This window comes from Marivita sp. (assembly GCF_017643905.1).
Lineage (GTDB): Bacteria > Pseudomonadota > Alphaproteobacteria > Rhodobacterales > Rhodobacteraceae > Marivita.
In genome coordinates, this window is sequence record NZ_JAEPMO010000027.1 from 1 (window position 1) to 25,513 (window position 25,513).

Genomic DNA, 25,513 nt, shown 5'->3' on the forward strand with positions numbered 1-25,513 from the left:
ACCTTTGAGGGTCATATATGGCAGCAAGAGACCCAATTCCGAGAACGCGACAGCGCTCTCATCCATGATGTCCGAGATGCAGGCGCTCATCCATTCGGCGGTCATTGGGCCATCACCACCGGCATCAGGTTTTGGTTTCGCAGCGCGGGTTGCTGCGACCTTGGCGTGCACATTTGCCCGTCGCGCAGACGCTGAGGCATCAGGAGTGATTGCCAAGAGCGCCTCAAGCGCCATCACCGGATCGGAGGTGATCGCCAGATCGGTCTGATACCCACGCACTGGCATCCGGCGGAAGAGCGGGTCCGGGCCGATATGAACGACGCGGGTTGCCTGTCCGGGTGCGCTGACGGCCTCGATCCACGGCACTCCGCTGTCCAGAACGATCACCAGGTCGGCCTCTGCCGTGGCGGCCTTGGGGTTATAGCCCAAAAGTGCCGGATCGTCCGAAGCCAAGACGTTGCGGATGCTGAACGGTTCGGCCACCGCCAATCCGAACGCCTCGGCACAGCGCGACAGAAGCGCCGACACCCTGCCCTGCGGATCGCCGCGCTGGCACAGGACCACCGGAGACTGAGCCTCGGCAATCCACGCCGCCAATGTCTCTATCGCATCCGTATCCGGCAAAGCGGGCGTTGCGGTGGCGGGCAGCTGCGCTGGCGCGAAGCCTTCCGGCAACGCCTCGGTCAATGGCTCTTTCGGCAGGCTCATATAGACCGGCCCCTCGGGCGCGCTGGTCATCAGGGACGCCGCCCGTTTGGTCACGCTGTCCGCCTGTTCAGGATAGCGCAATTCGTAGTCGAACTTGACCACATCGCGCACCAGACTAGTCTGGTCGTACATTTCCTGACCATACTGGATCGGCGTCATCCGCCCGCCTTTGCGCCCCGATTCCGTCAAGGGCGTGCGCCCGGACAGCACGAACACCGGAACATTGTCGGATGCGGCGTTGATCACACCCATCACGGCATTCGCCAACCCGACATTCACATGCACCATCACCGCCTGTGGCCGCCCAGTGACCAGCCAATGCCCATGTGCCATCGCCATGCCCGCCGTTTCGTGCGGGACCGTCACAGGAGTTGGCACATCGCTTTCAGAAAGACGCGCAAGCCCTTCGATTATCGGCGGAAAATCCGTTCCTGCATTGGCAAACAGATAGTCTATTCCGCAGGCCTTCAGAGCCGTCAGAAGGGCCTCACCTCCGGTTTTTGGCCGGGCCTGATCTTCAAACATACATCCTCCCTGAATCTCAGGCTTGATATTCCGCTGCCCCTTCGTAAAGTCAACTTATTCTCAATAATTGGGATTCTAACCCAAACGAGAACCACATTTGGGAGGACAACCATGAAAACGCTACTAACCGCGGCGGCGGTATTCTTAGGCGCGACCCTTGCCACATCGGCCAGCGCGCAGAATGTCGGCATCGCCACATCGAACCCCGGATCGCTGTTTCACAACATCGGCACAGCCGTGGCGAATGCCGCCAACGCCGCCGGGCTGAACACCACGATTCAGCCCGCGACCAGCCCCAACCAGTTCATTCCGTTCATTGATCAGGGCGGCATCGAATTTGGCGTGGCGAACCTGCAAGAGGTCGATTACGCGCTTACCGGAGACGCCTGGTGGGACGGACGCGCCCACCCCAACCTGCGTGTCGTCGCGCATCTGATGCCACTGGTCGAAGCGATCTTTGTCCGTGCGGACAGCGACATCATGAAGGTGTCCGACCTCAAGGGTCAGCCGATGACCGATGGTTACACAGCGCAGAACACCATCCTGCCGCAGCTTTCGGCCTTTTACGCCACCGCCGGCATGACCCGCGACGACGTGGAGAAAGTCTCGGTCGCGAGCGTGGTCGCCGGGGCCGATGCCTTCATGGCCGGTGACACCGTTGGGTTCATCTTTGCCCATGGCGCCGGCAAGGTCCGCGAGGCGGATGCCGCCGTTGGCGGTTTGCGTGCGCTTGGGGTCGAGGATGACAGCGATGCCGCCTTGGCTGCAGCGCGCGAACATTGGCCGACCGCGTTCTTCACCACGTTGCCTGCGGGTTCCATGCCCGGCGTTCTGGAGGACACGGTCTATATCGCCTTCCCGCAGGTGATCTTCACCCATGCCGGTGCGTCCGATGATGTGGTCTATGCCATGACCAAGGCGATCTACGAAAACGCTCAGGTTATGGTCGACACGTTCCCGCCGTTCCGCGCGTTCAAACCGGCAGACATGCGCGGCACGCCCGGAGCAGCGCCCTACCATCCCGGAGCTGAGCGCTTTTTCGCAGAAGTCGGCCTGAACTGAGGGATGTCGGCGCGCCCGATTGTGGCGCGCGCTGACACTGCCCATGCCTGCATGATTTAGGACACCATCATCGCCATGCCCGTCCTGCCCGCGCGCCTTGCCAAGCCATTGGCCGACGTTTTTGCCGCCTGCCTTGTTCTGCTGGCGGTCGGCTGGGCGTTGTCTGTGCAGCGCAAGCTGGGGCTGGACCTTTACCCACAACAATTCTTCGCGGGCGTGCTGTTCTTCGCCGTGCCACTGGCGTTTCTGACCCTGCCCGCGCGGCGCGGCACGGAGCGAGAGGATGTGCCTCTTTACGATCTTGCGCTTGCCGCCATGTCGATGGGCGCGCTTGGCTATGTGTCTGTCAACTATCCTGACATTGTCCTGATGATCTTTGCGCGCCCACCCGAGCTTTGGATCACCAGCGTCATCATTATCTTGCTTTTGCTCGAAACGCTGCGGCGGGCGACCGGTTGGGCGCTGGTGCTGATCATCGCCGCCTTCCTCCTGTATGCGCTGTTCGGAGACCTGATCCCCGGACGGCTACAGGGGCGTCCGCAGAACTGGCAATTGCTGGCGGGATATCTGGCCGTTGACTCCAACGGCGTGCTCGGCTTGCCAATGTCGGTTGCGGCCACTGTCGTGATCGCGTTCATCCTCTTTGGTGTGCTTCTGGGCATCACGGGCGGGTCGCAGTTTTTCACCGATGCCGCCATGATCGGCATGGGACGGTTTCGGGGCGGATCGATGAAGATCTCGGTTCTGGCCTCGGGTTTGTTTGGGTCAATCTCGGGATCAGCCGTGGCCAATGTGGTGGGCACGGGTGTGGTCACCATCCCGATGATCAAGCGCGACGGCTATCCGGCACACAAAGCGGGCGCGATCGAAGCGGTGGCCTCCACTGGCGGGCAGCTCATGCCGCCGGTGATGGGCGCATCGGCCTTTCTGATGGCCGAGTTTCTGGCCATCCCATACAGCCAGATCGTGATGGCAGCGCTCTTGCCCGCGATCCTGTATTATGTCGCGCTGTTCATTCAGGCCGATCTAGAAGCAGCGAAACTCGGCATCAAACGCGTGCCGGAATCCGAGATCCCGGCCAAGAGCATCGTTCTGGTGGGACTACATTTCGCCACCGCCTTTGCCGTTCTGATCTACCTGCTGTTCTGGCTGCGCTATCAGCCCGAGCGCGCAGCCCTCTGGTCGGCGCTGGCACTTTGCGGCACCGCATTGGTGTTTGGCTACCGCGGCGTCCGCCCCACGATCCGCGCGCTGTTCGGCAGCTTTTCCCGCACCGGGCATGGGGTTGTCGAAATCCTGTTGATCTCGGCCGCGTCCGGCATGGTGATCGGGGTGCTCAATATCACTGGTCTCAGCTTCAACCTGACTTATGCGCTGGTGCAGGTGGGCGGCGGCAGTGCGGTGATGCTGTTGGCGCTGTCAGCTTTCGTCTGCATCATCCTTGGCATGGGCCTGCCCACTTTGGGCGTCTACGTGCTACTTGCCGCCCTTGTGGCCCCTGCCCTCATTGAAGTGGGGATCGAACCGATCGCGGCGCATCTTTACGTGCTCTATTTTGGCATGATGTCGATGATCACACCCCCCATCGCCATGGCCGCTTTTGCCGCGGCCGCGATTGCCAAGGCCCCCGCCATGGCCACAGGCTGGGCCGCGATGCGGTTTGGCTGGGCAGCGTACGTGATCCCGGTGCTGTTCGTGTTCAGCCCGTCGCTGATCCTGATCGGAGAACCCACCGAAATCATCTTTGCCGCCATCACCGCAAGCCTTGGGGTCTGGCTGGTTTCGGCGGCGCTTGCCGGCTATTTTGTGGACCGGCTGTCGCTGACAAAACGCGGCTTGTTCATCGTTGCGGGTTTGATGGCCCTTGTCCCAGCGGGCGCGTTTGACGGTGCGATCGTGACCGATGCCATCGGCGTCGCGATGGGGATTGCGCTGATCGTGTCCGAAATGATGCGCAGCCGGACCGCCGCCGCAACGCAGGAGACCGCGCCATGACCTCGGTGTCCGGATCAGGAGAACGGTTGCTGGCCATCCTTGGATTGTTCTCCGAGGACCATTCCGAATGGACACCCGAGGACATGATGCAGGCCTTGGGGTTTTCGCGCCCGACGCTGTACCGCTATCTCAAGACCCTCAAGGATGCGGGCTACCTCGTGTCGCTGCCCCAATCAGGCTACACGCTTGGTCCGCGCGTGACCGAGCTTGATTTCCTCATGCGCCGTTCCGATCCCCTGATCGCAGCGGCGGACCCGCACCTCAAGGCGCTGGCCGAGGCGTTCGTCGGATCCGCGTTTGTCCTGCGCTTCTATGGGCAGAAGATGCTCTGCGTGGCCTCAGAAGTATCGGCACCGGAACCGCGCTCCTCTTATCCGCGTGGTCGTCCGATGCCGATTGGCAAAGGTGCCGTGAGCCGCGCCATCGTCGCTTTCCTGCCGCCGAAAGAGCGCGCGGCGCTGGTCAGCGACTATCTCGACGCCTTTGTCACTTCGGGCATCGGGACCACCAAAGATGCCGTGCTGCCCGAGTTGAAACGCATCCGCCGTGACCGGGTCGCCACCGCCCATGGCGAAGTGACGCCGGGCCTTGTCGGGGTCGCGGCCCCGATCCTTGCGGGCGACGGCACACCCATCGGCGCGCTGTGCCTGTCGACCGAAGAAGCCAACCTGACCAAAGACAAGCTTACCGCGCTGCGCGACAGTATCCGTGACCGCGCCGAGTTGATCTCGGACGCGCTCGCCCAGCCAGCCACCCGCACAAGCGCCTGAACAATGACTGACCCGGAGAAAGACCCCCATGACCCATGATCCCGCACGGCATTACATCGGTGGCGAATGGATCAGCGATGGTCCGCTGGACCACAGTCTCAACCCGGCCACGTTGGCCTCATTGGGCCAGTATCATCGCGGCAGCGCCGATCTGGCCGATGCCGCTGCGGCGTCGGCACGGACTGCGTTCTTCGGCACCGATTGGGCCTCTGCCCCACGCCTTCGCGCTCAGACGATGCTGGAAATCGCGAACCGCCTTGAAGCGGCGAAGGACGAGATCGCCGATCTGGTGGTGGCCGAAAACGGCAAAATCCGCGCTGAAGCCTTGGGCGAAACCATGGCCGCCATTTCCGAGACCCGCTACTACGCAGGTCTCGCGCGCGACATCCGCGGCTCCATGCAGGAAATTACACCGGGCAGCCTGTCGCTGTTCCATCGGGAAGCGGCAGGTGTGGCAGGCATCATCGTGCCCTGGAATGCGCCTGTGACCTTGCTCATGCGGTCGCTTGCTCCCGCACTGGCGGCAGGCTGTACGGCGGTCATCAAACCCGCGCACCAAACGCCGCTGGTGCATGCGCGGATCATGCAGGCCATCGCAGAGGCGCCGTCCCTGCCCAAAGGTGTGGTCAATTCCATTAACGAAAACGGCATTGAAGTGGGCCGCGCCATGACCGCGTCGCCCGATATCGACGTCATCAGCTTTACCGGCAGCAGCCGCACCGGGCAGGCGATCATGGCCGCCGCCGCTCCGACGCTGAAGCGCGTGGGGCTGGAATTGGGCGGCAAGGCGCCTGCGGTGATCTTCGCCGATGTCGATCTGGACCACGCCGTGCATGAACTGACCCACGGGGCGCTGGCCATGGCGGGGCAAATCTGCGTCGCCGCGGCTAGGTTCCTTGTCCACGAGTCACTCGCCAAAGAGTTCGAGAGCCGCATAATCTCCGCCTTCCGGGCTGTCCGCGTCGGCCCCGGAGACAAGCCAGACAGCCAGATGGGATCGCTGATCGACCTCGACAATCGGGCGCGGATCGAACGGCTGATTGAACAGGCAGGTGATGAGGGCGATATCGTTCTCAAAGGTGCGCCGCTGTCGGACTCAGCCTTCCTGACACCGACCTTGTTCCGCATCGACAACATCGCATCGTCCCTTGTGCAGGAAGAGCTGTTTGGCCCCATCGTGTCGATCGAGACCTTTTCTGACGAACAAGAAGCCGTCGCAAAGGCCAACGCAACCGCTTACGGCCTTGCCGCGTCGGTCTTTACTGCCGACCACCACCGCGCCTTGCGCATGGCGCGGGCGATCCGGGCGGGGACGGTCTGGATCAATTCGCATCTCAGGCTCTTCGCCGAGGCGGAAACCGGCGGCTATGGCAAATCCGGCCTTGGGCGCTTGCATGGGCCAGAGGGGCTTTATGACTTCCTCGAAACCAAACACATATATTCCGAACCCGGACGTGTGGGAGGGATCGCATGAGCAGCCCCTACGATGTGGTGATCAATGGCGGCGGTCCGGTGGGTTTGGGCCTTGCCATCGAACTGGGCCAGCGCGGCATTCGGGTTTGCGTCGTGGAACGCTACCCGGAACCGCAACCAATCCCCAAAGGCCAGAACCTGACCCAGCGCACCTCCGAGCATTTCCGGGCATGGGGTTGCGAGGCCGAGTTGCACAGCGCCCATCCGATCCCCAAAGGCGGCGGCATTGGCGGGATGACCGCCTATGGCACGCTGTTGTCGGATCACACCTATGACTGGCTGAACCGGTCGAACGTCAAAGACTATTACTTCGCGCCCAACGCCAGGCTGCCTCAATACGCCACCGAACGGGTGCTGCGCGCGCGGGTGGCCGAGATACCCGAGATCACGGTTCTTTACGGTTGGTCCGGCGACGCGCTCGAGATGACCGATGAGGGTGTTCGCCTGACCATCGCAGAGCGCAATGGCGACGGGCGGCAGGTGATCGATGCATCCTACATCGTCGGCTGCGATGGCAGCAGGTCTTTTGTCCGCGAACACGCCGGGATCAGCGAGACCTTGTCTGACCACAACCGCCTGATGGCGCTTCTGGTGTTCCGGTCGGAAGAGCTGCACGAACTGCTGAAGCGCTATCCGGGCAAGGCGTTCTACAACGTGCTGCACCCCGACTACGAAGGCTACTGGCTGTTCTTCGGGCGGGTCGATCACGGGCTGTCTTGGTTCTTCCACGCCCCCGTTCCCATCGGCACCACCACCGACAATTTCGATTTCCGAGGGTTGCTCCATAAAGCCGTGGGTCAGGAATTCGCGCTTGATCTGGACTATGTCGGGTTCTGGGACCTGCGTGTGTCTCTGGCCGACAGTTACCGCGCAGGCCGCGCGTTCATCGCCGGGGATGCGGCGCACAGCCACCCGCCCTATGGCGGTTACGGGATCAACACCGGGTTCGAGGACGCCCGCAATCTGGGCTGGAAACTGGCCGCAACGATCAAGGGTTGGGGCAACGACGCGCTGCTTGACAGCTACAGTGCGGAGCGCCAGCCGGTCTTTGCCTCGACCGCGAGGGATTTCATCGAGAACTTCATCCACGAAGATAGGGAATTCCTCAACAATCACAGCCCGGACCAAGGCAAAGATGCCTTCGAGACAGCGTGGAAAGCCCGTGCCGAAGGTGCTTCTGGGGTCGAGGATTTCGAACCAAACTACGAAGGCTCGCCCATCGTGCCCGGTATCGGTGGCACGCCCAGCGCGAAAGGATCGCACAGCTTTGTCGCCCGCGCCGGGCATCACCTGCCCCCTGCCGGACCAGAAGGCCGCGACGTGGCGGATGTGCTTGGCCGTGACTTCACGCTGCTTTGTGCAGATCCGAGCGCGGCAGCCGCGTTTTTGGACGCAGCCTACGCACTGAACATTCCCCTGACCGCACCGGCCTGCCATGCGGCATGGTTCACCCCTTGGGACAGGCGTATCGTCTTGGTTCGGCCAGATGGGTTTGTTGCATGGTCCGGCGATACCTGCCCCCCCGACGCAGCCAAAGCCATCCTGTCCGCCGCCATCGGCACAGGTGCCGCCACGTGACCCGGCGACGGCATATCGTCCTCACCGGTGGTGCATCTGGCATAGGCGCCGCCACCTTGGCGTTGTTCAAGGCGGATGGCGACCGGGTGACCGTCATTGATCGCGGCGACCCCGGCCCCGCGGCCGACCGCTGGATCAATGCCGATCTGTCGGATCTGGCATCCATAGCGGCACTCGAGTCTCTGTCGCGCATTGACGTTCTGGTCAACGCTGCTGGGTTACCGCCACGACCGGGACTGGAATGGACGATCCTGCGGGTCAACACCCAAGCCCTGATCGCGCTGACCGAACACCTTTTGCCACATCTCACCCCGGGTGGTGCCATCGTCAACATGGCCTCCAAAGCGGGCGGCAAATGGCGCGAGAACCTGGCGCAGGTGCAGCGGTTTCTGGCGCTCGATGCGTCGCACGATCTGGACGCGTTCTTGAAGGAAGAAGCCATAGACCCGGTGCGCGCCTATGATCTTTCGAAGGAAGCGGTGATCGTCTGGGGCCTGTCCAATATCGAGCGGTTTCGCGACCTGGGCTTGCGGATCAACTCGGTCAGTCCCGCAGCGGTGGAGACGCCGATCCTTGAGGACTTCATGACCGCCTTTGGTGCCCGCGCAACCCGCGGCGTCGATCTGACCGGACGCGCCGGCCGCCCGGACGAAATCGCCCAAGTGATCCGCTTTCTCGCATCCCCCGAGGCGTCCTGGGTCACCGGGTGCAATGTCGAATGCGATGGCGGTCTGACGGCACAGCTTGAATATACCGCACTGACTGCAGCGCTTTAGTTTGTGAACACACCTGCGTACTGATCACGCAACTGGTTTTTCTGCACCTTACCCATCGTATTGCGGGGCAAGGCGTCGATGACCTCGATCACACGCGGTCGCTTGAACCCGGCAAGGCTTTCGCGGACGGCGGCATCGATCGCATCAAGGTCGACTGTGGCACCCGCCTCCGGCACAAGAACAGCCACGACGCTCTCCCCAAAATCGGGATGCGGCGCGCCAATGACAGCGGACTCCTTCACGCCAGGCTGCGTGTCCAGCAACAGCTCGATTTCCTTGGGGTAGATGTTGTACCCGCCCGATATAATCAGGTCCTTGCCGCGCCCGACGATCTGCACATAGCCGTCGGCGTCGATCAGGGCCAAGTCGCCGGTGATGAAGAACCCGTCCTCGCGCAGTTCCTCGCGGGTCTTTTCGGGCATGTTCCAGTAGCCCTTAAACACGTTTGGCCCACGCACTTCGAGCACACCAATCTCGCCTTGCGGCAGGGTGGCACCCGTTTCGGGATGGCAGATTTTCACCTCAACACCCGGCAAAGCAAACCCGACAGTCCCCGCGCGGCGTTCACCCGTATAGGGGTTTGACGTGTTCATGTTGGTTTCCGTCATCCCGTAGCGTTCAAGGATGCGGTGCCCGGTGCGCTGTTCGAACTGGATATGGGTCTCTGCCAGAAGCGGAGCGGAGCCGGAAATGAAAAGGCGCATGTGACGCGCGAGATCTGCGGTGAAGCGGGCATCGTCGAGCAAACGGGTGTAGAAGGTCGGTACACCCATCATGGTCGTGGCCTTTGGCATCAGGCGCAGCACCGTGTCGAGATCGAATTTCGGCAGAAAGATCATCGATCCACCCGCCAGCAACAGCGTGTTGGTCGCAACGAACAGCCCGTGGGTGTGAAAGATCGGTAGCGCATGCAGCAGGACATCGCGGTCGGTGAACTGCCACGCGTCCACCAGCGCTTCGGCATTCGACAGAAGGTTCGCTTGCGTCAGCATCGCCCCTTTGGAGCGGCCCGTGGTGCCGGAGGTGTAGAGCAGTGCGGCCAGATCTTCGGCCTTTCGCTCGGCAATATCTGAGTGTGACGGCTGCGCACGCGCAAGGTCCATGAAGCTGCCATCACCTTCGGCCCCAAGACTGTGCAAGATCGCTCCGGTGACCTTGGCGATGTCGGTGACAGCGTCCAACTCGGAAGGATCGCAGAGGAAAAGCTTCGCACGGCTGTCTTCGACGAAATAGGACAGTTCGATTGGCGTGTAGGCGGTGTTGAGCGGCAGAAACACCGCACCCGATTTCACGCAAGCGGCATAGAGAGCGAGCGCTTCTGGTGATTTCTCGATATGCACCGCCACCCTGTCGCCTGGGACCACGCCCAAGGCACCCAGCGCGTTGGCCATCTGGCTGACCAGTTCAAGAAAATCCGCATGCGTGACGGTGCTACCATCGGCAAGCTGCAGGAACGGGGTTGCGTTGCCGTCATGCGGTGCAAAAAGCGCGTCATAGAGCGGATTGGCCACGGAACGGTTCCTCCTTTGATCAACACCGAACCCGGCAGAAAAACGCGCCCGGCGGTTCGCCAGACGCGTCTAGGGGACGATTGTGGGAAAATCAATCTGACGCTGCGGGTGGTCATACCATGCGAGTTTGCGACTGGGTGAGCCACAAAAGCCCCGTCATCAGCAACATTGCCGCGAGACCACAGGCGATGGTCCGAACCGAGTTCCAGAAGGTCCAGCGCGGCAGATAGGTGCCGGTCCAGTAGGTCTGGGTGGCCTCTGCCGCGAGGTCCATTCCGGCAAGCGCTTCGTTCATCGGCACGTTGAACGCGACAGTAACGCCGAAGCAACCAACCAGGTAGACGAGACCAGAGAGAAGGATCAACGTGCCGGCCGGGCCGCTGAGCGAGATCGCCGCATAGCCGGAAATGACCAGCGACACCGCCGCCATTCCAAGGAACAGCGCCATGAAGACCCAGCGGAACACTTCGCGGTTGATGGCCTGCATCGCTTCGACCCCGCCGACACCGCCTGTCAGGGACAGCGACCGCATGATGAAGTCGGAAAAGGCAAGGAACACTCCGCCGACCAGTGCATAGGCGAGGATGGCGAATTGCATGAGGAAAAAGAGAAACGGAGACATGAGAGGACTTTCTGAGGATTTGGGAGGGAGGCGGGGAGGATCAGCCCTCCCCGCAATTGGGATCAGCTGACCGCCATCTGCGTGGAGGCGGTGGCCGTGCGACGGAAAGCGAAGAGGCATAAAGCGGCAATGGCCAGTTCGAACCCGAGCGCCGAAAGGATGCCCGAGGACGGCACGCCGTCCGTGAACAGGCTCACAAGGCGGCCAGCGGGAAAGGCCAGAAAGACGGTAAGCGCGGCGGTAACTGCCGCCTGTCGCAGCACGGCAAAGACCGTGCCCGCCAACATGACCAGACCGAACCCTGTCAGCCCTGCCCCAAGGGCGCGCACTTCGCTGAGTAGGCTGGGATCGGTGCCGATGGCGATGCCGTAGCTGGCGTAGAACACATGCGGCGCACCAAGGATGGTGGCACCTATGCCAAGCGAGGTTGAACCAGCGACAGCCAGCGCGGTCTTTTGAAGACGGGTGAGAGACATGGGATGTTCCTTTCTGGCGGGGTTTCAAGCCGCTTTGGTCCACGCGCCCGACCGGGCAGCGGATTGTGCAAACTCGGCAAAGTCGCGTGGCGGACGGCCCAGCGCGCGCTGCACGCCGTCGGCAAGGTGTTCGTTCCGCCCGTCCAGCGTTTCGCGTGCGATGGCGGTGAACACGTCGGCGACGAAGTTGCCCCCGGCCTGTGCGACACTGGCATGGAAATCCTCGAACGTGATCGGGATGTATTGCACGTCCCGTCCGAGTGCTGCGGACAACTCGACGGCCATATCGGCAAAGGTCATTAGGCGCGGGCCGGTCACTTCGTAGAGCTGGCCCGCATGTCCCGGCTCGGTCAGGGCGGCCACGACCACATCGGCGATGTCGTCAATGTCGATGATCGGCTCGGCCACTTGGCCGCCAGGCATCGGCAGCACACCCGCCAGCACGGGATCGCGCAGGTAGCCTTCCGAGAAGTTCTGCGCGAACCATGCGGCGCGGACGATTGTGAAAGCGGTGCCGGAATTGCGGACCACGTCTTCGCCCAGCCGCGCGTGGTGTTCGCCGCGCCCGGACAAGAGAACCAGATGCTGGACGCCCGCCGCGACAGCCGTTTCGCAGAGCGTCTCGAGCTTTTCGACGGCACCGGGAAACGCAAGATCGGGGAAGTAGGTGACATAGGCGGCGCGGACACCGGCAAGTGCGGCGGGCCATGTTTCCGGCGCTTCCCAATCGAAGGGCGTGGCCGAATTGCGCGATCCGCGACGGACCGTGTGGCCGAGCGCTTCGAGCTTGTTGGCGACGCGGGAACCGGTCTTTCCGGTGGCGCCAATGACGAGGATGGGTTGGTCTTGCATGGGTCTATCTCCTTGGTGTGTTACAATGACCAAGGGAATAGCGTGGTATGCGACGTGCGATCTTGACCGACGTTGCCAGCGTTTTGACACTTGCCGCCAAAGGGCATCCCTGCCCGCTCAGGGCGTCAGACGATCTTTGCGATAGCTTGCGGGCGTCTTGCCGACCCAGCGTTTGAACGCGCGGGTGAAGGAACTTTGTTCGGCAAAGCCGGTCAGAAACGCAATTTCGGCCAGCGAATGACGTTCGTCCCGCAAGAGGCCCTCGGCCAGTTCGCGGCGGGTGTCTTCGGCCAGCGTCTGAAAGCTCAGCCCGTGTTCCGACAGGCGGCGGTGAAACGACCGGGCGCTGTAGCCAAGACTGCGGGCAATGTCGGCCATCTTGGGTGTGCCTTCGCTCAGAGCTTGGGCAATAGCGTCTTTGGCTTCGACCATAAGCGCAGGTTCGGTCGCCACTTCGGACAACTCACGGTCGAGGTGCGAAACCAGATAGCGCGATATGCCTTCGTCCCCAAGGATGTTCGGCTGTGCCAGCGCATCTGGCGAGATCAGCAGCGCACCGAGTTCGGCTTCAAAGCGGACTGGACAGCCGAAATACTCTTCGTGGTATGCGGTGTTCGCGGGAGCGGCATGTCTGATCTGCACTTCCAAAGGCGCAAAGGGCACCGGGCAAACCTGCCGGGCCAGAGAGACCGCGCTGGCGAGCGTCGCCTCGTTCGACAGGCGCATTCCCAAGCGGCGCGGGCCGTCGCGGTGCAGGATGAAGAGCACACCGCGCGGATCGTCGCGCAGTTCGTATTCCACCACGCTGGTCCAGAGCCGGGCATAGCGTTCGACGCGGGCCAGTGACCCATACAGTTTTGGCGCGGCTTTCCAGGCAAGCCCAAGTGCTCCGTATTCATCACAGCGCATCGACGCGCCAACCCTGATCGGCAAATCGGTCGCGTCGATCTTGTCGGCGACGGTTTCGAGCAAGTCGTAGTACCGCATGTCGGGGACCATGAGCTTGGGATCCCACGGATCGTCCGGCGCAAGCCCTGCCTGCGTCAGCAGCGCTGCCGCGTCCACGTCCGGCCCGGCGGCGGCGACCATTTTGCGGACAAAGAGTGACGTGACATAGCCCATAACCGGCAGACTATCACCCTCCCTGATGTGGGCCAAGCATCCTGCGACCCCGCCCCGCAACACGCATTCCGCGCCGCAGCAAGAGATTTTCTTGCTTCGCGTGCAGATGACGTCATAGTTTGAGACTAAGTCTCTAATTGTGAGATTCTTCCGCGATGCTTCTCGACCGCCTGACCACCATACTGGAGCTCGTCGCCGTTGCGGGGCGACCGGTCACGGCGGCGGATATTCAGAAGGCGACGGGGCTTCCCAAACCCACCAGCTACCGGTTGGTACAGACACTGCTGGATCACGGGTTGATCGACAGCCCCGCCGAGGACGGCCGCGTGGTGATCGGCGAACGGCTGATCCGCATCGCGCTTTTGGGCAAATCAGACGTGGATGTACGCAAGGCCGCGGCCCCGCTGCTCAAGGCGGCGGCGGTCAAGTTCAACGAAACGGTGTTCCTGTCGCGATTCCGCAATGATCAGGTCGAAATCATCCATGTCGAAACCCCCGATGATCCAGCCCGAGCGTACATCCATCCCGGTCTGGGCGTTCGCCCACTGCACGCCTGTTCGTGTTCCAAGGCCATCGCCGCCTTCGCAGAACCCGCCTTTCAGAACAGCATCATCAGCGGCACGCTTCGCGCCTATACCGAGTTCACCAAGACCACCGAAGCCGACCTTCGCCGCGAGTTTGCTGAGATCCTCAAACGGGGTTTTGCTGATTGTGACCAAGAGATCGACATCGGCATCGCAAGCGTCGCAGCCCCTGTCTCGATTGGCAAAATCGGCGCAACATTTAGCGTCGGCGCTGTTGGGCCGATCCGGCGGTTCGGCGCAGCATACCGGGCCGAAATCGGCGAGAATCTGATAGCCTTGGCCCACCGCGTCAGCGGTGCCATTCAACTGTGCAATGTACCCGAGGTTTGAGGAGGCGTTGGGTACAGCATCACTGGAACAGGACTTTTTCATTGCCGACCCCGTAAGGGTTTGAATTTCAAGGGAGGACCACATGAACTTACGACCAGATCCAACATTCCACGCCACGGCCCAGCTTGCCATGCAGGCCCCTGTGGAAACTTACGGCTTCACCGTCATGCTCAGCCCGGACGGATCGCAACCCGACGGCATCGCGGTGGTCGATCTTGATCCGAAATCCGACACCTATGGCACGATCGTTCACACGGTGATGATGCCTTACAAAGGTGACGAATTTCACCATTTCGGCTGGAACGCCTGTTCCTCGTCCCTGTCGCCGCTGTCCGGGCATGCCTTCCTTGAACGCCGCTACCTGATCGTGCCGGGCATTCGGTCGTCGCGCATCTACGTGATCGACGTGAAGGAACCGCTGAACGCGAAAATTCACAAGATCATCGAACCGGAAGAAGTGTTCGCCAAGACCGGCTATTCCCGCCCGCACACGATCCACTGCGGCCCCGAAGGCATCTATGTCTCGACCCTTGGTGGCGGTGGCAAAGACGGGACCGACGGCCCTCCGGGCATCTTCATCATGGATTGCGAAACCTTCGAAATCATCGGCCAGTACGAGATGGATCGCGGTCCGCAGGACAAGCACTATGATTTCTGGTGGAACCTGCCGCAGGATTACATGGTCAGCTCCGAATGGGGCCTGCCGCCGCAATTCGAGAACGGGCTGGTGGCCGAAGACCTGCTGTCGAACAAATACGGCCATTCGATCCATTTCTGGGACCTGCGCAAGCGCAAGAACATCCAGACCATCGACCTTGGGGCCAATCACCAGATGGCGCTGGAAATCCGGCCTGCGCATGACCCCAAGAAATCCTACGGATTCTGCGGCGTTGTGGTGGATACGACCAACCTGCAAGGCGCGATCTTCACATGGTGGCGTGGCGACGATGGCACGTGGCAGGCCAAGAAGACGATCACCATCGACCCGCGCCCCGAAGACCCGGCCAATCTTCCGCCACTGTTGCAGGGCTTTGGCGCGGTCCCACCCTTGGTGACGGATATCGACCTCAGTCTCGATGACAAATACCTCTACGTTGCCTGCTGGGGCATGGGGGAATTGCATCAATACGATGTGTCCGACCCGATGAACCCGGTCCTGACCGGCAAGGTCGAACTGGGCGGTATTGCGCGGAACACCAAACATCCGGGCGGCGGCGAATTTGCCTTTGGTCCGCAGATGGTCGAGGTGAGCCGTGACGGCAAGCGGGTGTACTGGACCAACTCGCTCTATTCGACATGGGACGACCAGTTCTATCCCGGTCAGGACGGCGGCCAGATGGTGATGGCGCGTGTCGGCGAAGGTGGTGGGCTGGAACTGGACAAGGATTTCTATGTCCAGTTCCCCAAAGGCCTGCGGTCACACCAGATCCGTCTTGAAGGCGGGGACTGCTCGACCGACAGCTTCTGTTATCCAAACGTCTGACCGTCTGAATGAGCTTTGATCCAAGCACGGTGACGGCCCTCTGGGGGGCCGTCATTTTGTCCGGCATCTACCACGGTATCAATCCCGGCATGGGCTGGCCCCTTGCGGTGTCCGCAGCCCTTATGGAAGGCCGCCCCCGCGCCATGGGCCGCGCGTTGATTGCGCTGGCCTTTGGGCATTTCCTTGCCATGACGGCAATCCTCTTGTCGTTCTCGGTGATGACCGCGCTGGTCACGTGGGAGACACAGATCCGCATTGGCGCCGGGGCACTGGTGATCGCTATGGGGATTTACCTGCTGATCAACCGCCGCCACCCGCGGTTTCTGGCGCGCGTTCACCCTACCCGGCTCGCGCTTTGGTCGTTTCTTGCTGCGATGGCGCATGGTGCGGGCCTGATGCTGGTGCCCATCTATTTGGGGATTTGCGGCATCGATGTCGGCGGTGAGGGCCACGCAGCCGCGGGTCAACTCATGGGCCAGAACATCACCACCGCATTTCTCGTGGCGCTTGTCCATACCGGGGCCATGACCCTTGCCGGAGCGGTGCTTGCCGTGGTGATCTACCTGTGGCTGGGCATCAAGTTCCTGTCGCGCACATGGTTCAACCTCGACATCGTCTGGGCGCTGAGCCTGGTCGTGGTTGGCGCTTTCGGGATCGCGTCTGCGATCTACGGGCATTGAGCCAGGATCGCACCACCAAATACCTTGCCGGGCGGTGAATAAACCCTAGGCTGCTTGGGTAATATCAGTCCAACGAGGGAGGCTAACATGCCTGATGGAACTACCACGCCGTCGCGGCGCAGTGTCGTCGTTTCGGAATTCACCAACTCGGTCCTCGACCCCAATGCACCCATGCTCGGCCCTATCGAAAATGGCGGTACGATCATCGCCAACACTGCTCCGGGTTGTTGGGGGCCGATGATCACCCCGCGCCTGCGCGGCGGACACGAGGTCACGACACCGGTGTTCGTGCAGGGTGCAGAGGTCGGTGATGCGGTCGCCATCCGCATCCGCGATATCACCGTGACCTCGATTGCAACCGCCTCGGGACATGACAGCTCTCCCGAAGCGTTCTGTCTTGGCGACCCTTACGTCGCTGCGCGTTGCCCGGTCTGCGACACCGTCTGGCCGGAAACACATGTTGAAGGGATCGGGCAGGACGCGGTGAAATGCGATTCCTGCGGCAACGCGGTCAAGCCGTTCGAGATCGTGCACGGCTATACCGTGACCTTTGACGAAACCCGCAGCGTCGGCCTGACTCTCCCCAAGGAGGCTGCTGAAACCATCGGTAAGGATGCCAACCATTACGCCGCCCTGCCCGATGGAAGCCGTCAGCATTCGATCCTGACCTATGCACCCTCGGATATGCCGGGAACGCTGGTGCGGATGCGCCCCTTCATGGGCCAGCTTGGCACCTGCCCGTCCATGGCCATGCCCGACAGCCACAACGCCGGCGATTTCGGCGCGTTCCTTGTCGGCGCGCCGCATGACTACGCCATCACCGAAGAACAACTAGCCGAACACAAGACCGACGGTCACATGGACATCGACGCGGTGCGGGCCGGTGCAATCATCGTCTGCCCTGTCAAAGTGCCGGGTGCCGGTGTCTATATGGGTGACATGCATGCCGGTCAGGGCGATGGCGAAATCGCAGGTCACACGATGGATGTGTCGGGCAGCGTGACGCTTCAGGTCGAGGTGTTGAAGAACTACCCCATCGACGGTCCTGTCCTGTTCCCGCTGGAAGAAGACCTGCCGCCGCTGGCCAAGCCTTTTACCGATGCGGAAAAAGCCAAGGGTCAGAAACTGGCCGCCAAATGGGGTGTGTCGGACATCGACGCACTGGCCCCGATTTCGGTCATTGGCACAGCCGCCAACCTGAACGCCGCCATCGACAACGGCCTTGCCCGTGCTGCAACCCTGTTGGGCATGACCGTGGCCGAAGTCCGCAACCGCGCCACCGTGAACGGAGCTATCGAAATCGGCCGCGCTCCGGGTGTCATCCAGGTAACCTTCCTCGCACCCCTCGCCAAACTCGACGCAGTCGGCCTCGGCGACTACGCCCGCGAGCAATACGGGCTGTAAGAAACGATCAGAAGCTGCGGGGAACCGGCCTGCCCCGCAGCCGAACAGACTTTGTTACGCCGATCCTTGTGGTCCGAGAGCGCGAAGTCGACCGCTTCTGACGTGCGGCCAGTCGACGGAAACACTCAATATTCGGGATAGAATTGTGTGGGTGGCGGAGGGGATGGGTCTGACGTCCAACCTTCTCCAGTATAAATTATTGAAATAAATAATATTTTTCAGATGCTTGCGCAGCAGCTGATCCGGTTGCCGGTCAAAAGCAGTATCCTCATCGAACAACAGCTATGGCCGGATCGAACGTTAAATGAACAGGTAAATGGCAATGGGTGCCAAGAGGCTTGTCACGATTGCGTTGAGCGCCAAGCCAATTCCTGCAAAAGCACCGGCAACGTCATTGACTTGGAACGCTCTCGCCGCGCCGATGCCATGAGAAGCGAGGCCAACTGAGAAGCCCCGCGCGCGCCAGTCCCGAATGCCCAAGGCATTCATGATTGGTGTCACCGTGACCGCACCAATGATGCCCGTCAGGATCACGAGGACAGCGGTCAATGTTGGAAGTCCGCCGAGGGCTTCGGAAATGCCAAGAGCGACGGGAGCCGTCGTCGATTTTGGACTGATCGAAACAATTACGGATGCCGGGAGTTCGAACGCTATGGCAATTAGGACAGCGGTGACGATCGCGGTCAGCGAACCTGCAATCAGTGCAGCCAAAATCGGCAAGGCTGTCTCGCGGATCGCGCGAAGGTTGGCGACGAGCGGCAAGGCCAGAGCGACCGTCGCAGGTCCGAGCATGAAATGAATGAACTGGGCGCCGCCGAAATAGGCATCATAGGGCGTTCTGGTCGCGAAGAGCAGTGATGCCAGAATAGCCACAGAAATGAGGACCGGATTGGCGAGCGGATGCCGCCGGAAGGCAAGCGCGATCTGATCGGCGAGGAGGTAAGCCCCCAACGTGGCGGTCAACCAGAGTAAGGGCTCGGTCGCCAGATAGCTCCAGATCCGGGCAACCTCATTCATCGCTTCGGCCGAGAAAACGTTGCACGAAAAGGAAGGCTCCGACGCTCGCAAGCATTGCGGCGATGGTGCTTGCAAGCAGGACAACGGCGAAGGCGACCCAATTCTCAGACAGAACGCCGAGATTGCCGACAACGCCGACGCCGGCCGGCACGAAAAGCAAGGACAGGTTCGCGAGAATTACCCGAGCGGCGGGACCTGTTGACTTGGTTAGGTCCGGACAGGCCAATAGTAGGACGGCCAGCAATCCGAGACCGATCACCGGACCTGGTACCGGCAAAGTTAAAGCCCGCGCCACCACCTCTCCGACGAGCTGGCAGCCAAGAAGTATCGCGATCGCCTCTACCATGCGTCAGTCAGGCAGGCCAAATCGCAGTTCGGGACGATCACGGAAGTGATCCAGCGCCTCGGGATTTGCAAGAGAGTCCGTGTTCTTGACGGAGCGCCCGTGCACGACGTCCCGCACGGCGAGCTCAGTGATTTTGCCGCTCTTGGTCCGCGGTATATCCTCTACCGCCAAGACTAGTGCCGGCACGTGCCGCGGCGAGGATCCTGCACGAATGGCGGCCTTGATGCTGCTGACCAGGGCCTCGGTCAATTCGGAACCGTCCGCCAATGTCACGAACAGCACGACGCGCACGTCGTCTCCGATATCCTGGCCGATCACGACCGCCTCGCGTACTTCGGCAAACTTCTCAACCTCGGCATATATCTCGGCGGTGCCGATCCGAACGCCGCCTGGATTCAGGGTTGCATCGGAGCGACCGTGAATCACGAAGCCGCCGGTCTCGCGCCGCTCGGCGAAATCGCCTTGGCACCAAACGCCGGGAAAGCGAGCGAAATAGGCGCTCCGGTACCGCTCGCCGGTCTCGTCGCCCCAGAAACCCAAGGGCATCGACGGAAAAGCAGCTGTGCAGACAAGCTCCCCCTTCTCGCCATCCGCCGCACGCGTGCCATCCTCTGTCCAGACGTCAACAGCCAGCCCAAACCCCGGTCGCTGGATCTCGCCGCGCCAGACCGGCAAGGTCGGATCGCCGGTCACGAAGCAGGACACGATGTCGGTGCCACCGGAGATCGATGCCAGGTGCAGGTCCTGCTTTATCGAGTCGTAGACGTAGTCGAAATTGTCGGCCAGAAGCGGCGATCCGGTCGACATAATCGACCGGAGCCTTGACAGGTCATGCCTCTCTTCGGGGCTGAAATCGGCCTTGCGCAGGCTGTCGATATACTTCGCCGATGTTCCGAAATGTGTCATGCGTTCGTCGCTGGCGAAGTCGAATAGCACCTCGGGTCCGGGATGAAAGGGCGAGCCATCATATAGCAGCAGGGTCGCCCCGCGGGCGAGCCCTGAGGTGAGCCAGTTCCACATCATCCAGCCCAGAGTCGTAAAATAGAAGAGCCGGTTGCCGGGTTGGATGTCGGCGTGCAGGGCATGTTCCTTGACATGCTGCAGCAGTAAACCGCCGGCCCGGTGGGTGATGCATTTCGGCGCGCCGGTAGTGCCGGACGAGAACAAGATGTAGACCGGGTGATCGAACGCGGCCCGATGGAAGCGCAGCTCCCGTGCAGCCACGGCCGCTTCAAAGGCCGCGAACGTGATCCCGTTGTGCAGGCTGTCGGCAGTGTCCTGTGCGGATCCGAGATATTCGACAACGACCGTGTGGGTCACCGAAGGGAGCTGCTGGACGATGGCGCCCAGTTTCTGACCGATGTCGAAGCGTTTTCCAGCGTACCAGTAGCCATCCGTCGCGAACAGCACCTTCGGTTCGATCTGGCCGAACCGGTCGAGGACGGCGCGGGCGCCGAAATCTGGCGAGGCCGAACACCAGACGCCGCCGAGCGAAACGGTTGCCAGCATCGCCGCCACCGCTTCCGGCCGGTTCGGCAGAAGCCCGGCAACCCGGTCGCCGGGGCCGACCCCGGCCTGCGCCAATGCCTGCTGCAAACGCGAGACATGGGTTTCGAGATCACCCCAGCTCCAGGTCAGACGCGCCTTGTCCTCGCCGCGAAAGACGAGGGCCGCAGTGCCGGAATCGCGCGCCTCGCCCATGCGCAGGAGGTTCTCGGCGAAGTTGATCCGGGCCTCCGGGAAGAACTGCGTCGAGATCATGTCGTTGCCGACGAGGTATGGTGCCTCGCCCTTTTCGCCGATCACGCCGTAATAGTCCCAGAGAGCGCTCCAGAAAGCCTCTGGGTCTGACAGCGCACAGTCGCCGAGATCGCGGCCATCTGCGATCCGGGTGCCGGTCCGCTTTTCGAGAAAGCTACCGAACCGCAGGATCTCCGACTTGGCGACACGGCGGTAAGACGGCGTCCAAATCGCGTCTTGGGTCATTGCTCTGCCATTGCTCTACGGGCGGGGAGTACCTGCGCGGTGCAGGCACCAAATCCGATTCGATACCCTTCGCCCTGCGCATGGCCGCGCAAGGTCAGCGTGTCGCCGTCCTCGATGAAACTGCGGCTGCCGCCGTCGATCTCGATCGGCTCCTTGCCGCCCCAGCTGAGCTCCAGCAGCGAGCCGCGGTTCTCGCGATCCGGGCCCGAGATCGTGCCCGAACCAAGCAGGTCGCCCACCCGCATCGGGCAGCCGCACGCACTGTGATGGGCAAGCTGCTGCGCGGCGGAATAGTACATCTCGCGATAGTTCGTGCGCGAGATCACCGTCTCCGCGCCGCCTTCGGGACGCAGGCCGACGTCGAGCGTGATGTCGTAGAGCATCGGGCCCACGTCACGCAGATGCGGCAGCAGCGGCACCTCGCGCTCCGGAGTGTTCACCCGGAACGGTTCGAGCGCGGAGGCGGTCACGACCCACGGCGACACCGTCGTCGCCGTCGCCTTGGACTGGAATGGCCCCAACGGCTGATATTCCCAGGCCTGAATATCGCGCGCCGACCAGTCGTTCAGCAGCACGTAGCCGAAGATGTGCTCGAACGCCTCGGCGACGCTGAGCGGGGTGTCGGAGGCCACGCCGACTATCGCGCCCATCTCCAGTTCGATGTCGAACCGGGCGGACGGTGCAAAGCGGGGCGCTGCCTCGTCCGGCCCCTTGACCTGCCCCCAGGGGCGCCGGACCGGGGTGCCGGACACCACGACCGAGGACGCCCGGCCGTTGTAGCCGATGGGGATGTGCAGCCAGTTCGGCGGCAAGGCATTCTCGGGCCCGCGAAACATCGAGCCCACGTTGAACGCGTGGTGCCGGCTGGCGTAGAAGTCGGTGTACTCTGTGACGTCGAACGGCAGGTGCAGGGTCGCGTTAGCCATCGGGTGCAGCAGCCGGGTGCGCAGCGCGGCATCGTCGCGAAGGACCGGGTTCCCCGCCTCCAGAAGCCTGCTGAGCTGGGTCCGGAGTGCGGTCCACACCTTCGGTCCGGCGGACATAAGGGGGTTGAGGGTCTGTTTCCGCAGAGCGCCCTGTGCCTCATCGAGCTTCAGGAGCCCCTCGTCGGCAGCCCCCCGCAGGTCGAGCACCTGATCGCCGATAGCGACTCCCAGTCGTCTTTCGCCCCCGGCGACGCTGAAGGAACCGTAGGGCAGGTTCTGGATCGGGAACTCGCAGTCGGCGCGATTGGCCGGCTCGACCCAGCTCCTGAGATTCCTGTCGTTGGTTTGGTCCGGCATGTTCCGTCCTTTGATTTCTTGGGGCGGGCAACGAGTCGTCCGCCCCGCGTGTTCATCGCCCGAAGCCGGCAGAGTACGGCAGCCAGGTCGCGAGGCCCGGAACCAGGAGCAACAGCACAAGGCCTAGGAGCATCAGAAGCACATAGGGAAACGCCCCGCGTACAACCTCCATCAGGGGCGCGTCCGTTATGCCCTTGATGACGAACAGATTCATGCCCACAGGCGGCGTGATCATCGCCAGCTCCAGGTTGATCATCAGCAGGACGCCGTACCAGATCAGGTCGATATCGAGAGCGATCATCGTCGGCAGAAGGATCGGGGTCGTGATCAGGATAATCGCGATCGATTCGAAAAACATGCCCATCACGAAGATCATCGCCATCACGATGAGTATGAACCCGAGCGGGGTCAGCCCCATTGCGGCCACTGCTTCGGCAACGCCATTCGGAAGGCGAATGATTGTGATCGCATGGCCGAACATCGCGGCACCGGCGATGATCATGAACACCATCATCGAGGTTCGCATCGTCTGATAGGTGCAGTCCCAAAGATCGCCGAAAGACAGATTCCGGTAGATTACGACCGCGACGAAGAGCGCGTAGAGACATCCGATGGCCGCGGCCTCGCCGGCCGTGAAAACTCCCAGATAGATGCCGCCCATGACCACCGGCGGCGCCATAACGGCCCAGAAGGACTTCCTGATCGCACGGCCTACCTCCGGCCACCCGGCCCAGTCCGGCGACTGGAAGTCCGGATTGCGGCTGGATCGAATAACACAGTAACCGGCAAAGATCAGGGCCAGCAGGACGCCAGGGATGATACCTGCGAGGAACAACGCGCCGATGCTGGCGTCACTGACGATCGCATAGAGGATCATCGGTCCGGATGGGGGGATAAGAATACCGAGCGTTCCGCCTGCAGCCACGAGTCCAAGCGCATCCCTTTCCGGATAACCAAACCGCTTCATCTGCGGCACTGCGCTGGAACCGATTGAAAGAGCGGTCGCGACGGACGAACCGGAAATAGCTGCGAAGATCGTGCAAGACATAACAGTCGCCGCGCCGAGGCCGCCGCGGACATGGCCAATGAGCGTATGGGCCATGTTGTACAGATCGTCGATGACCTTCGCCTTTATCATGATCTGCGCCATGAAGACGAAGAGTGGGATTGTCATCAGGATAGGCTTGTTGAAGTGCGCATAGACTGTCTCGGCGGCCGGGTTCACGCTGCCTTCGAAGATGAGAAGGATCCCGGCAGCTGTCAGGCCAAGCGCGGCGAAGATCGGCATTCCCGTCAAAAGCAGGAGGATCAGACCCGCGAATATCAGAACAGCGGTCATCAGTTCCTCCGATTGACGAGAAGCTCAAGGAGCTTGGTGAGTGCGGTTAGGCCGAGCAGGATCGAGCCGATGAAGAGCGGGGCCTGCGGAATCCACAGCGGGATTTCGATCGAACCCGAAGTGTAGGCCTGCCAGTCAAATGCGAAATGGACCATGTGCCAGGCGCTGGAGCCCAGAACGGTTGCGAAGGCGAGGACAGACAGGTGTGCCCAGACCGCCTGTGCAACTCTGGACTTGCCGGACAGATGTCCGGTTGCGAGGTCCATCGCGATATGATCGCCACGACGATAGGCTTCACTGACGCCGAGCATGATGAGGGCGACCAATGTCCACCCCGTCAGGTCATTTGGCCAACGCAGCGGGTCCGACAGGACGTACCGCCAGAAGACGGCGATGATCGTGAAGCTGAACGCGACGAGGATCAGGAGAGAACTGAGCGCGCCTCCGAGCCAGACCAGGCCGTATAGCAGCCTGATCGGTAGTGGGGCGGCCGAAGCCGCCCCGTCGCTGTTGGATTGTATCGACATCGCACGCGCTCTCAGGACTCGCTGCGAAGCTGGTCGATCAGCTGCAGGAGTTCTTCGGCACCTTCGATCTCGGCGCCGAAACGCTCATCGAACGCCGGTTGCATGATGGCTTCGAGGGCGGCATTCTCCTCGTCCGTCAAGCGATAGACGTTTGCGCCTTGGGCCTCGAGTTCTCCGGGGGCGGCCGCCGCTGCTTCGATAGCCGCATCCACGGCCCAGCCAGAGGCGAGCGCACCCGCCTCATCGAGAGCTGCTTTCGCCTCATCGGATAGCCCTGCGTAGAAGTCCGGGTTCACGTAGCCGTGGAAGTAGACGGAGATCACCGGCACGATGCTGAAGTGATCCTGAACCTCGTAGTAGCTGCGCGACACCGCCGCGTCGGTACCGGTCATGGCGGCATCAATCACGCCGGTGGCGAGGGACTGGTAGACATCGCCGCCGGACATCGAGACCGCGCGCGCGCCTAGTGCCTCGAGCGATGCGTCGAAGGCGGGCACGAGGCCGCGCATCTTGATGCCTTCGAAATCCTCGGGTTGGATCAGGAAGTCGCCATTCGAGGTGAATACGGACTCGTTGGTCTGAAACAGCCAGACCACGTTCTCAACGCCACGCTCACGCAGGCGATCTTCGAGGAAATTGGCAGCATCCGATCCGTCCCAGTTGCGCCAGATGTCAAGGTCGGCGAAGGAGTACGGCCGGGTGGTGACGGTCATGATCGGAAGGGTCCGGCCCCACTGGAACTGCACCGAGAAGGCACATTCGATATTGCCGGAGGCGACGCTGGTGATGTTCTCGCCAGCGCCGACCAGACTGTCTGCCGGGAAGATCTGAACGTCGATCTCGCCGTTCGAAAGCGTCTCCACCTCGGCGGCCCAGCGGTCAATGACCTGGGCGACGGCGTGCGACGGCGGCAGTTGGTGGCTGCAGCGCATGGGCGTCTGGGCGTGGGCAGCGGTCATGCCGCCCGCTGCCATCAACGCACCGATGGCCGTGGTAAGAAGTTGGTTTTTCATGTCTGGGTCCTCCCATTTGACGTTCAGATTGATCGTGGCGCTTCGCCACAT

Annotated in this window: 23 protein-coding genes; 10 read left to right on the plus strand and 13 right to left on the minus strand. The window is 61.9% G+C overall.

Annotation, left to right across the window (positions count from 1 at the left end):
• Nucleotides 1-1,233: thiamine pyrophosphate-binding protein (locus tag JJ869_RS06040; RefSeq protein WP_292265302.1), on the minus strand; the 1,233-nt coding region annotated here is incomplete at its 3' end.
• A gap of 111 nt (nt 1,234-1,344) precedes the next feature.
• Here JJ869_RS06040 and JJ869_RS06045 point away from each other — a divergent pair.
• The 6 genes from JJ869_RS06045 (at nt 1,345) to JJ869_RS06070 (ending at nt 8,887) form a co-directional block, all read left to right on the plus strand.
• On the plus strand, nt 1,345-2,295 hold the full coding sequence (locus JJ869_RS06045) for a TAXI family TRAP transporter solute-binding subunit (RefSeq protein ID WP_292265303.1): 951 nt from the start codon (nt 1,345-1,347) through the stop codon (nt 2,293-2,295).
• A gap of 75 nt (nt 2,296-2,370) precedes the next feature.
• Nucleotides 2,371-4,290 (plus strand): TRAP transporter fused permease subunit, encoded by a 1,920-nt coding sequence (locus JJ869_RS06050; protein ID WP_292265304.1) that lies wholly within the window; start codon nt 2,371-2,373, stop codon nt 4,288-4,290.
• On the plus strand, nt 4,287-5,060 hold the full coding sequence (locus JJ869_RS06055; protein ID WP_292265306.1) for an IclR family transcriptional regulator: 774 nt from the start codon (nt 4,287-4,289) through the stop codon (nt 5,058-5,060). The genes JJ869_RS06050 and JJ869_RS06055 overlap by 4 nt, the downstream gene beginning before the upstream one ends.
• 28 nt (nt 5,061-5,088) lie before the next feature.
• Nucleotides 5,089-6,534: an aldehyde dehydrogenase family protein gene (locus JJ869_RS06060; protein WP_292265307.1), complete on the plus strand. Its 1,446-nt coding sequence runs from the start codon at nt 5,089-5,091 to the stop codon at nt 6,532-6,534.
• Nucleotides 6,531-8,111: an FAD-dependent monooxygenase gene (locus tag JJ869_RS06065; RefSeq protein ID WP_292265308.1), complete on the plus strand. Its 1,581-nt coding sequence runs from the start codon at nt 6,531-6,533 to the stop codon at nt 8,109-8,111. The genes JJ869_RS06060 and JJ869_RS06065 overlap by 4 nt, the downstream gene beginning before the upstream one ends.
• Entirely contained in the window at nt 8,108-8,887 is a 780-nt protein-coding gene (locus JJ869_RS06070; protein WP_292265309.1) for an SDR family oxidoreductase, read from the plus strand. The genes JJ869_RS06065 and JJ869_RS06070 overlap by 4 nt, the downstream gene beginning before the upstream one ends.
• On the opposite strand, the gene JJ869_RS06075 is transcribed toward JJ869_RS06070, so the two are convergent.
• The 5 genes from JJ869_RS06075 to JJ869_RS06095 all read right to left on the minus strand — a co-directional run bounded on the left by JJ869_RS06075 (nt 8,884) and on the right by JJ869_RS06095 (nt 13,506).
• Nucleotides 8,884-10,398 (minus strand): malonyl-CoA synthase, encoded by a 1,515-nt coding sequence (locus tag JJ869_RS06075; RefSeq protein ID WP_292265310.1) that lies wholly within the window; start codon nt 10,396-10,398, stop codon nt 8,884-8,886. The two genes, JJ869_RS06070 and JJ869_RS06075, sit on opposite strands and share 4 nt — an antisense overlap.
• A gap of 112 nt (nt 10,399-10,510) precedes the next feature.
• A complete protein-coding gene (locus JJ869_RS06080) occupies nt 10,511-11,020 on the minus strand; it encodes an anthrone oxygenase family protein (protein WP_292265311.1) in 510 nt (169 codons plus the stop codon).
• A gap of 62 nt (nt 11,021-11,082) precedes the next feature.
• Nucleotides 11,083-11,496 carry a DUF4345 domain-containing protein gene (locus JJ869_RS06085; RefSeq protein ID WP_292265312.1) on the minus strand — a complete coding sequence of 138 codons (414 nt, stop codon included), beginning with the start codon at nt 11,494-11,496 and terminating at the stop codon, nt 11,083-11,085.
• Nucleotides 11,497-11,520: 24 nt separating this feature from the next.
• Nucleotides 11,521-12,348, minus strand: coding sequence for an NmrA family NAD(P)-binding protein (locus JJ869_RS06090; protein ID WP_292265313.1), 828 nt, complete (start codon nt 12,346-12,348; stop codon nt 11,521-11,523).
• Nucleotides 12,349-12,465: 117 nt separating this feature from the next.
• On the minus strand, nt 12,466-13,506 hold the full coding sequence (locus tag JJ869_RS06095; RefSeq protein WP_292265314.1) for an AraC family transcriptional regulator: 1,041 nt from the start codon (nt 13,504-13,506) through the stop codon (nt 12,466-12,468).
• A gap of 119 nt (nt 13,507-13,625) precedes the next feature.
• Here JJ869_RS06095 and JJ869_RS06100 point away from each other — a divergent pair, with 119 nt between their 5' ends.
• The 4 genes from JJ869_RS06100 (at nt 13,626) to JJ869_RS06115 (ending at nt 17,951) form a co-directional block, all read left to right on the plus strand.
• The gene (locus JJ869_RS06100) at nt 13,626-14,384 is read left to right on the plus strand and encodes an IclR family transcriptional regulator (RefSeq protein ID WP_292265315.1); all 759 of its coding nucleotides are present in this window, start codon (nt 13,626-13,628) and stop codon (nt 14,382-14,384) included.
• An 82-nt stretch (nt 14,385-14,466) separates the two neighbouring features.
• Entirely contained in the window at nt 14,467-15,867 is a 1,401-nt protein-coding gene (locus tag JJ869_RS06105) for a selenium-binding protein SBP56-related protein (RefSeq protein WP_292265317.1), read from the plus strand.
• Nucleotides 15,868-15,875: 8 nt separating this feature from the next.
• Nucleotides 15,876-16,547 carry a hypothetical protein gene (locus JJ869_RS06110; RefSeq protein ID WP_292265319.1) on the plus strand — a complete coding sequence of 224 codons (672 nt, stop codon included), beginning with the start codon at nt 15,876-15,878 and terminating at the stop codon, nt 16,545-16,547.
• 87 nt (nt 16,548-16,634) lie between these two features.
• A complete protein-coding gene (locus JJ869_RS06115) occupies nt 16,635-17,951 on the plus strand; it encodes an acetamidase/formamidase family protein (RefSeq protein ID WP_292265321.1) in 1,317 nt (438 codons plus the stop codon).
• A 300-nt stretch (nt 17,952-18,251) separates the two neighbouring features.
• On the opposite strand, the gene JJ869_RS06120 is transcribed toward JJ869_RS06115, so the two are convergent.
• The 7 genes from JJ869_RS06120 to dctP are packed head-to-tail and all read right to left on the minus strand — an operon-like array spanning nt 18,252 to nt 25,462.
• On the minus strand, nt 18,252-18,968 hold the full coding sequence (locus JJ869_RS06120) for an LrgB family protein (RefSeq protein WP_292265322.1): 717 nt from the start codon (nt 18,966-18,968) through the stop codon (nt 18,252-18,254).
• Nucleotides 18,961-19,314 (minus strand): CidA/LrgA family protein, encoded by a 354-nt coding sequence (locus tag JJ869_RS06125; protein WP_292265323.1) that lies wholly within the window; start codon nt 19,312-19,314, stop codon nt 18,961-18,963. The genes JJ869_RS06120 and JJ869_RS06125 overlap by 8 nt, the downstream gene beginning before the upstream one ends.
• Nucleotides 19,315-19,317: 3 nt before the next feature.
• Nucleotides 19,318-21,300 (minus strand): acetoacetate--CoA ligase, encoded by a 1,983-nt coding sequence (locus tag JJ869_RS06130; RefSeq protein ID WP_292265325.1) that lies wholly within the window; start codon nt 21,298-21,300, stop codon nt 19,318-19,320.
• A complete protein-coding gene (gene fahA, locus JJ869_RS06135) occupies nt 21,297-22,583 on the minus strand; it encodes a fumarylacetoacetase (protein WP_292265327.1) in 1,287 nt (428 codons plus the stop codon). Before fahA ends, JJ869_RS06130 begins: the two co-directional genes overlap by 4 nt.
• Nucleotides 22,584-22,635: 52 nt before the next feature.
• On the minus strand, nt 22,636-23,922 hold the full coding sequence (locus JJ869_RS06140; RefSeq protein WP_292265329.1) for a TRAP transporter large permease subunit: 1,287 nt from the start codon (nt 23,920-23,922) through the stop codon (nt 22,636-22,638).
• Complete coding sequence (locus JJ869_RS06145; RefSeq protein WP_292265330.1) at nt 23,922-24,449, minus strand: TRAP transporter small permease; 528 nt, start codon at nt 24,447-24,449, stop codon at nt 23,922-23,924. The genes JJ869_RS06140 and JJ869_RS06145 overlap by 1 nt, the downstream gene beginning before the upstream one ends.
• Before the next feature lie 11 nt (nt 24,450-24,460).
• Nucleotides 24,461-25,462 (minus strand): TRAP transporter substrate-binding protein DctP, encoded by a 1,002-nt coding sequence (gene dctP / locus JJ869_RS06150; protein WP_292265331.1) that lies wholly within the window; start codon nt 25,460-25,462, stop codon nt 24,461-24,463.
• Between the last annotated feature and the right edge of the window lie 51 nt (nt 25,463-25,513).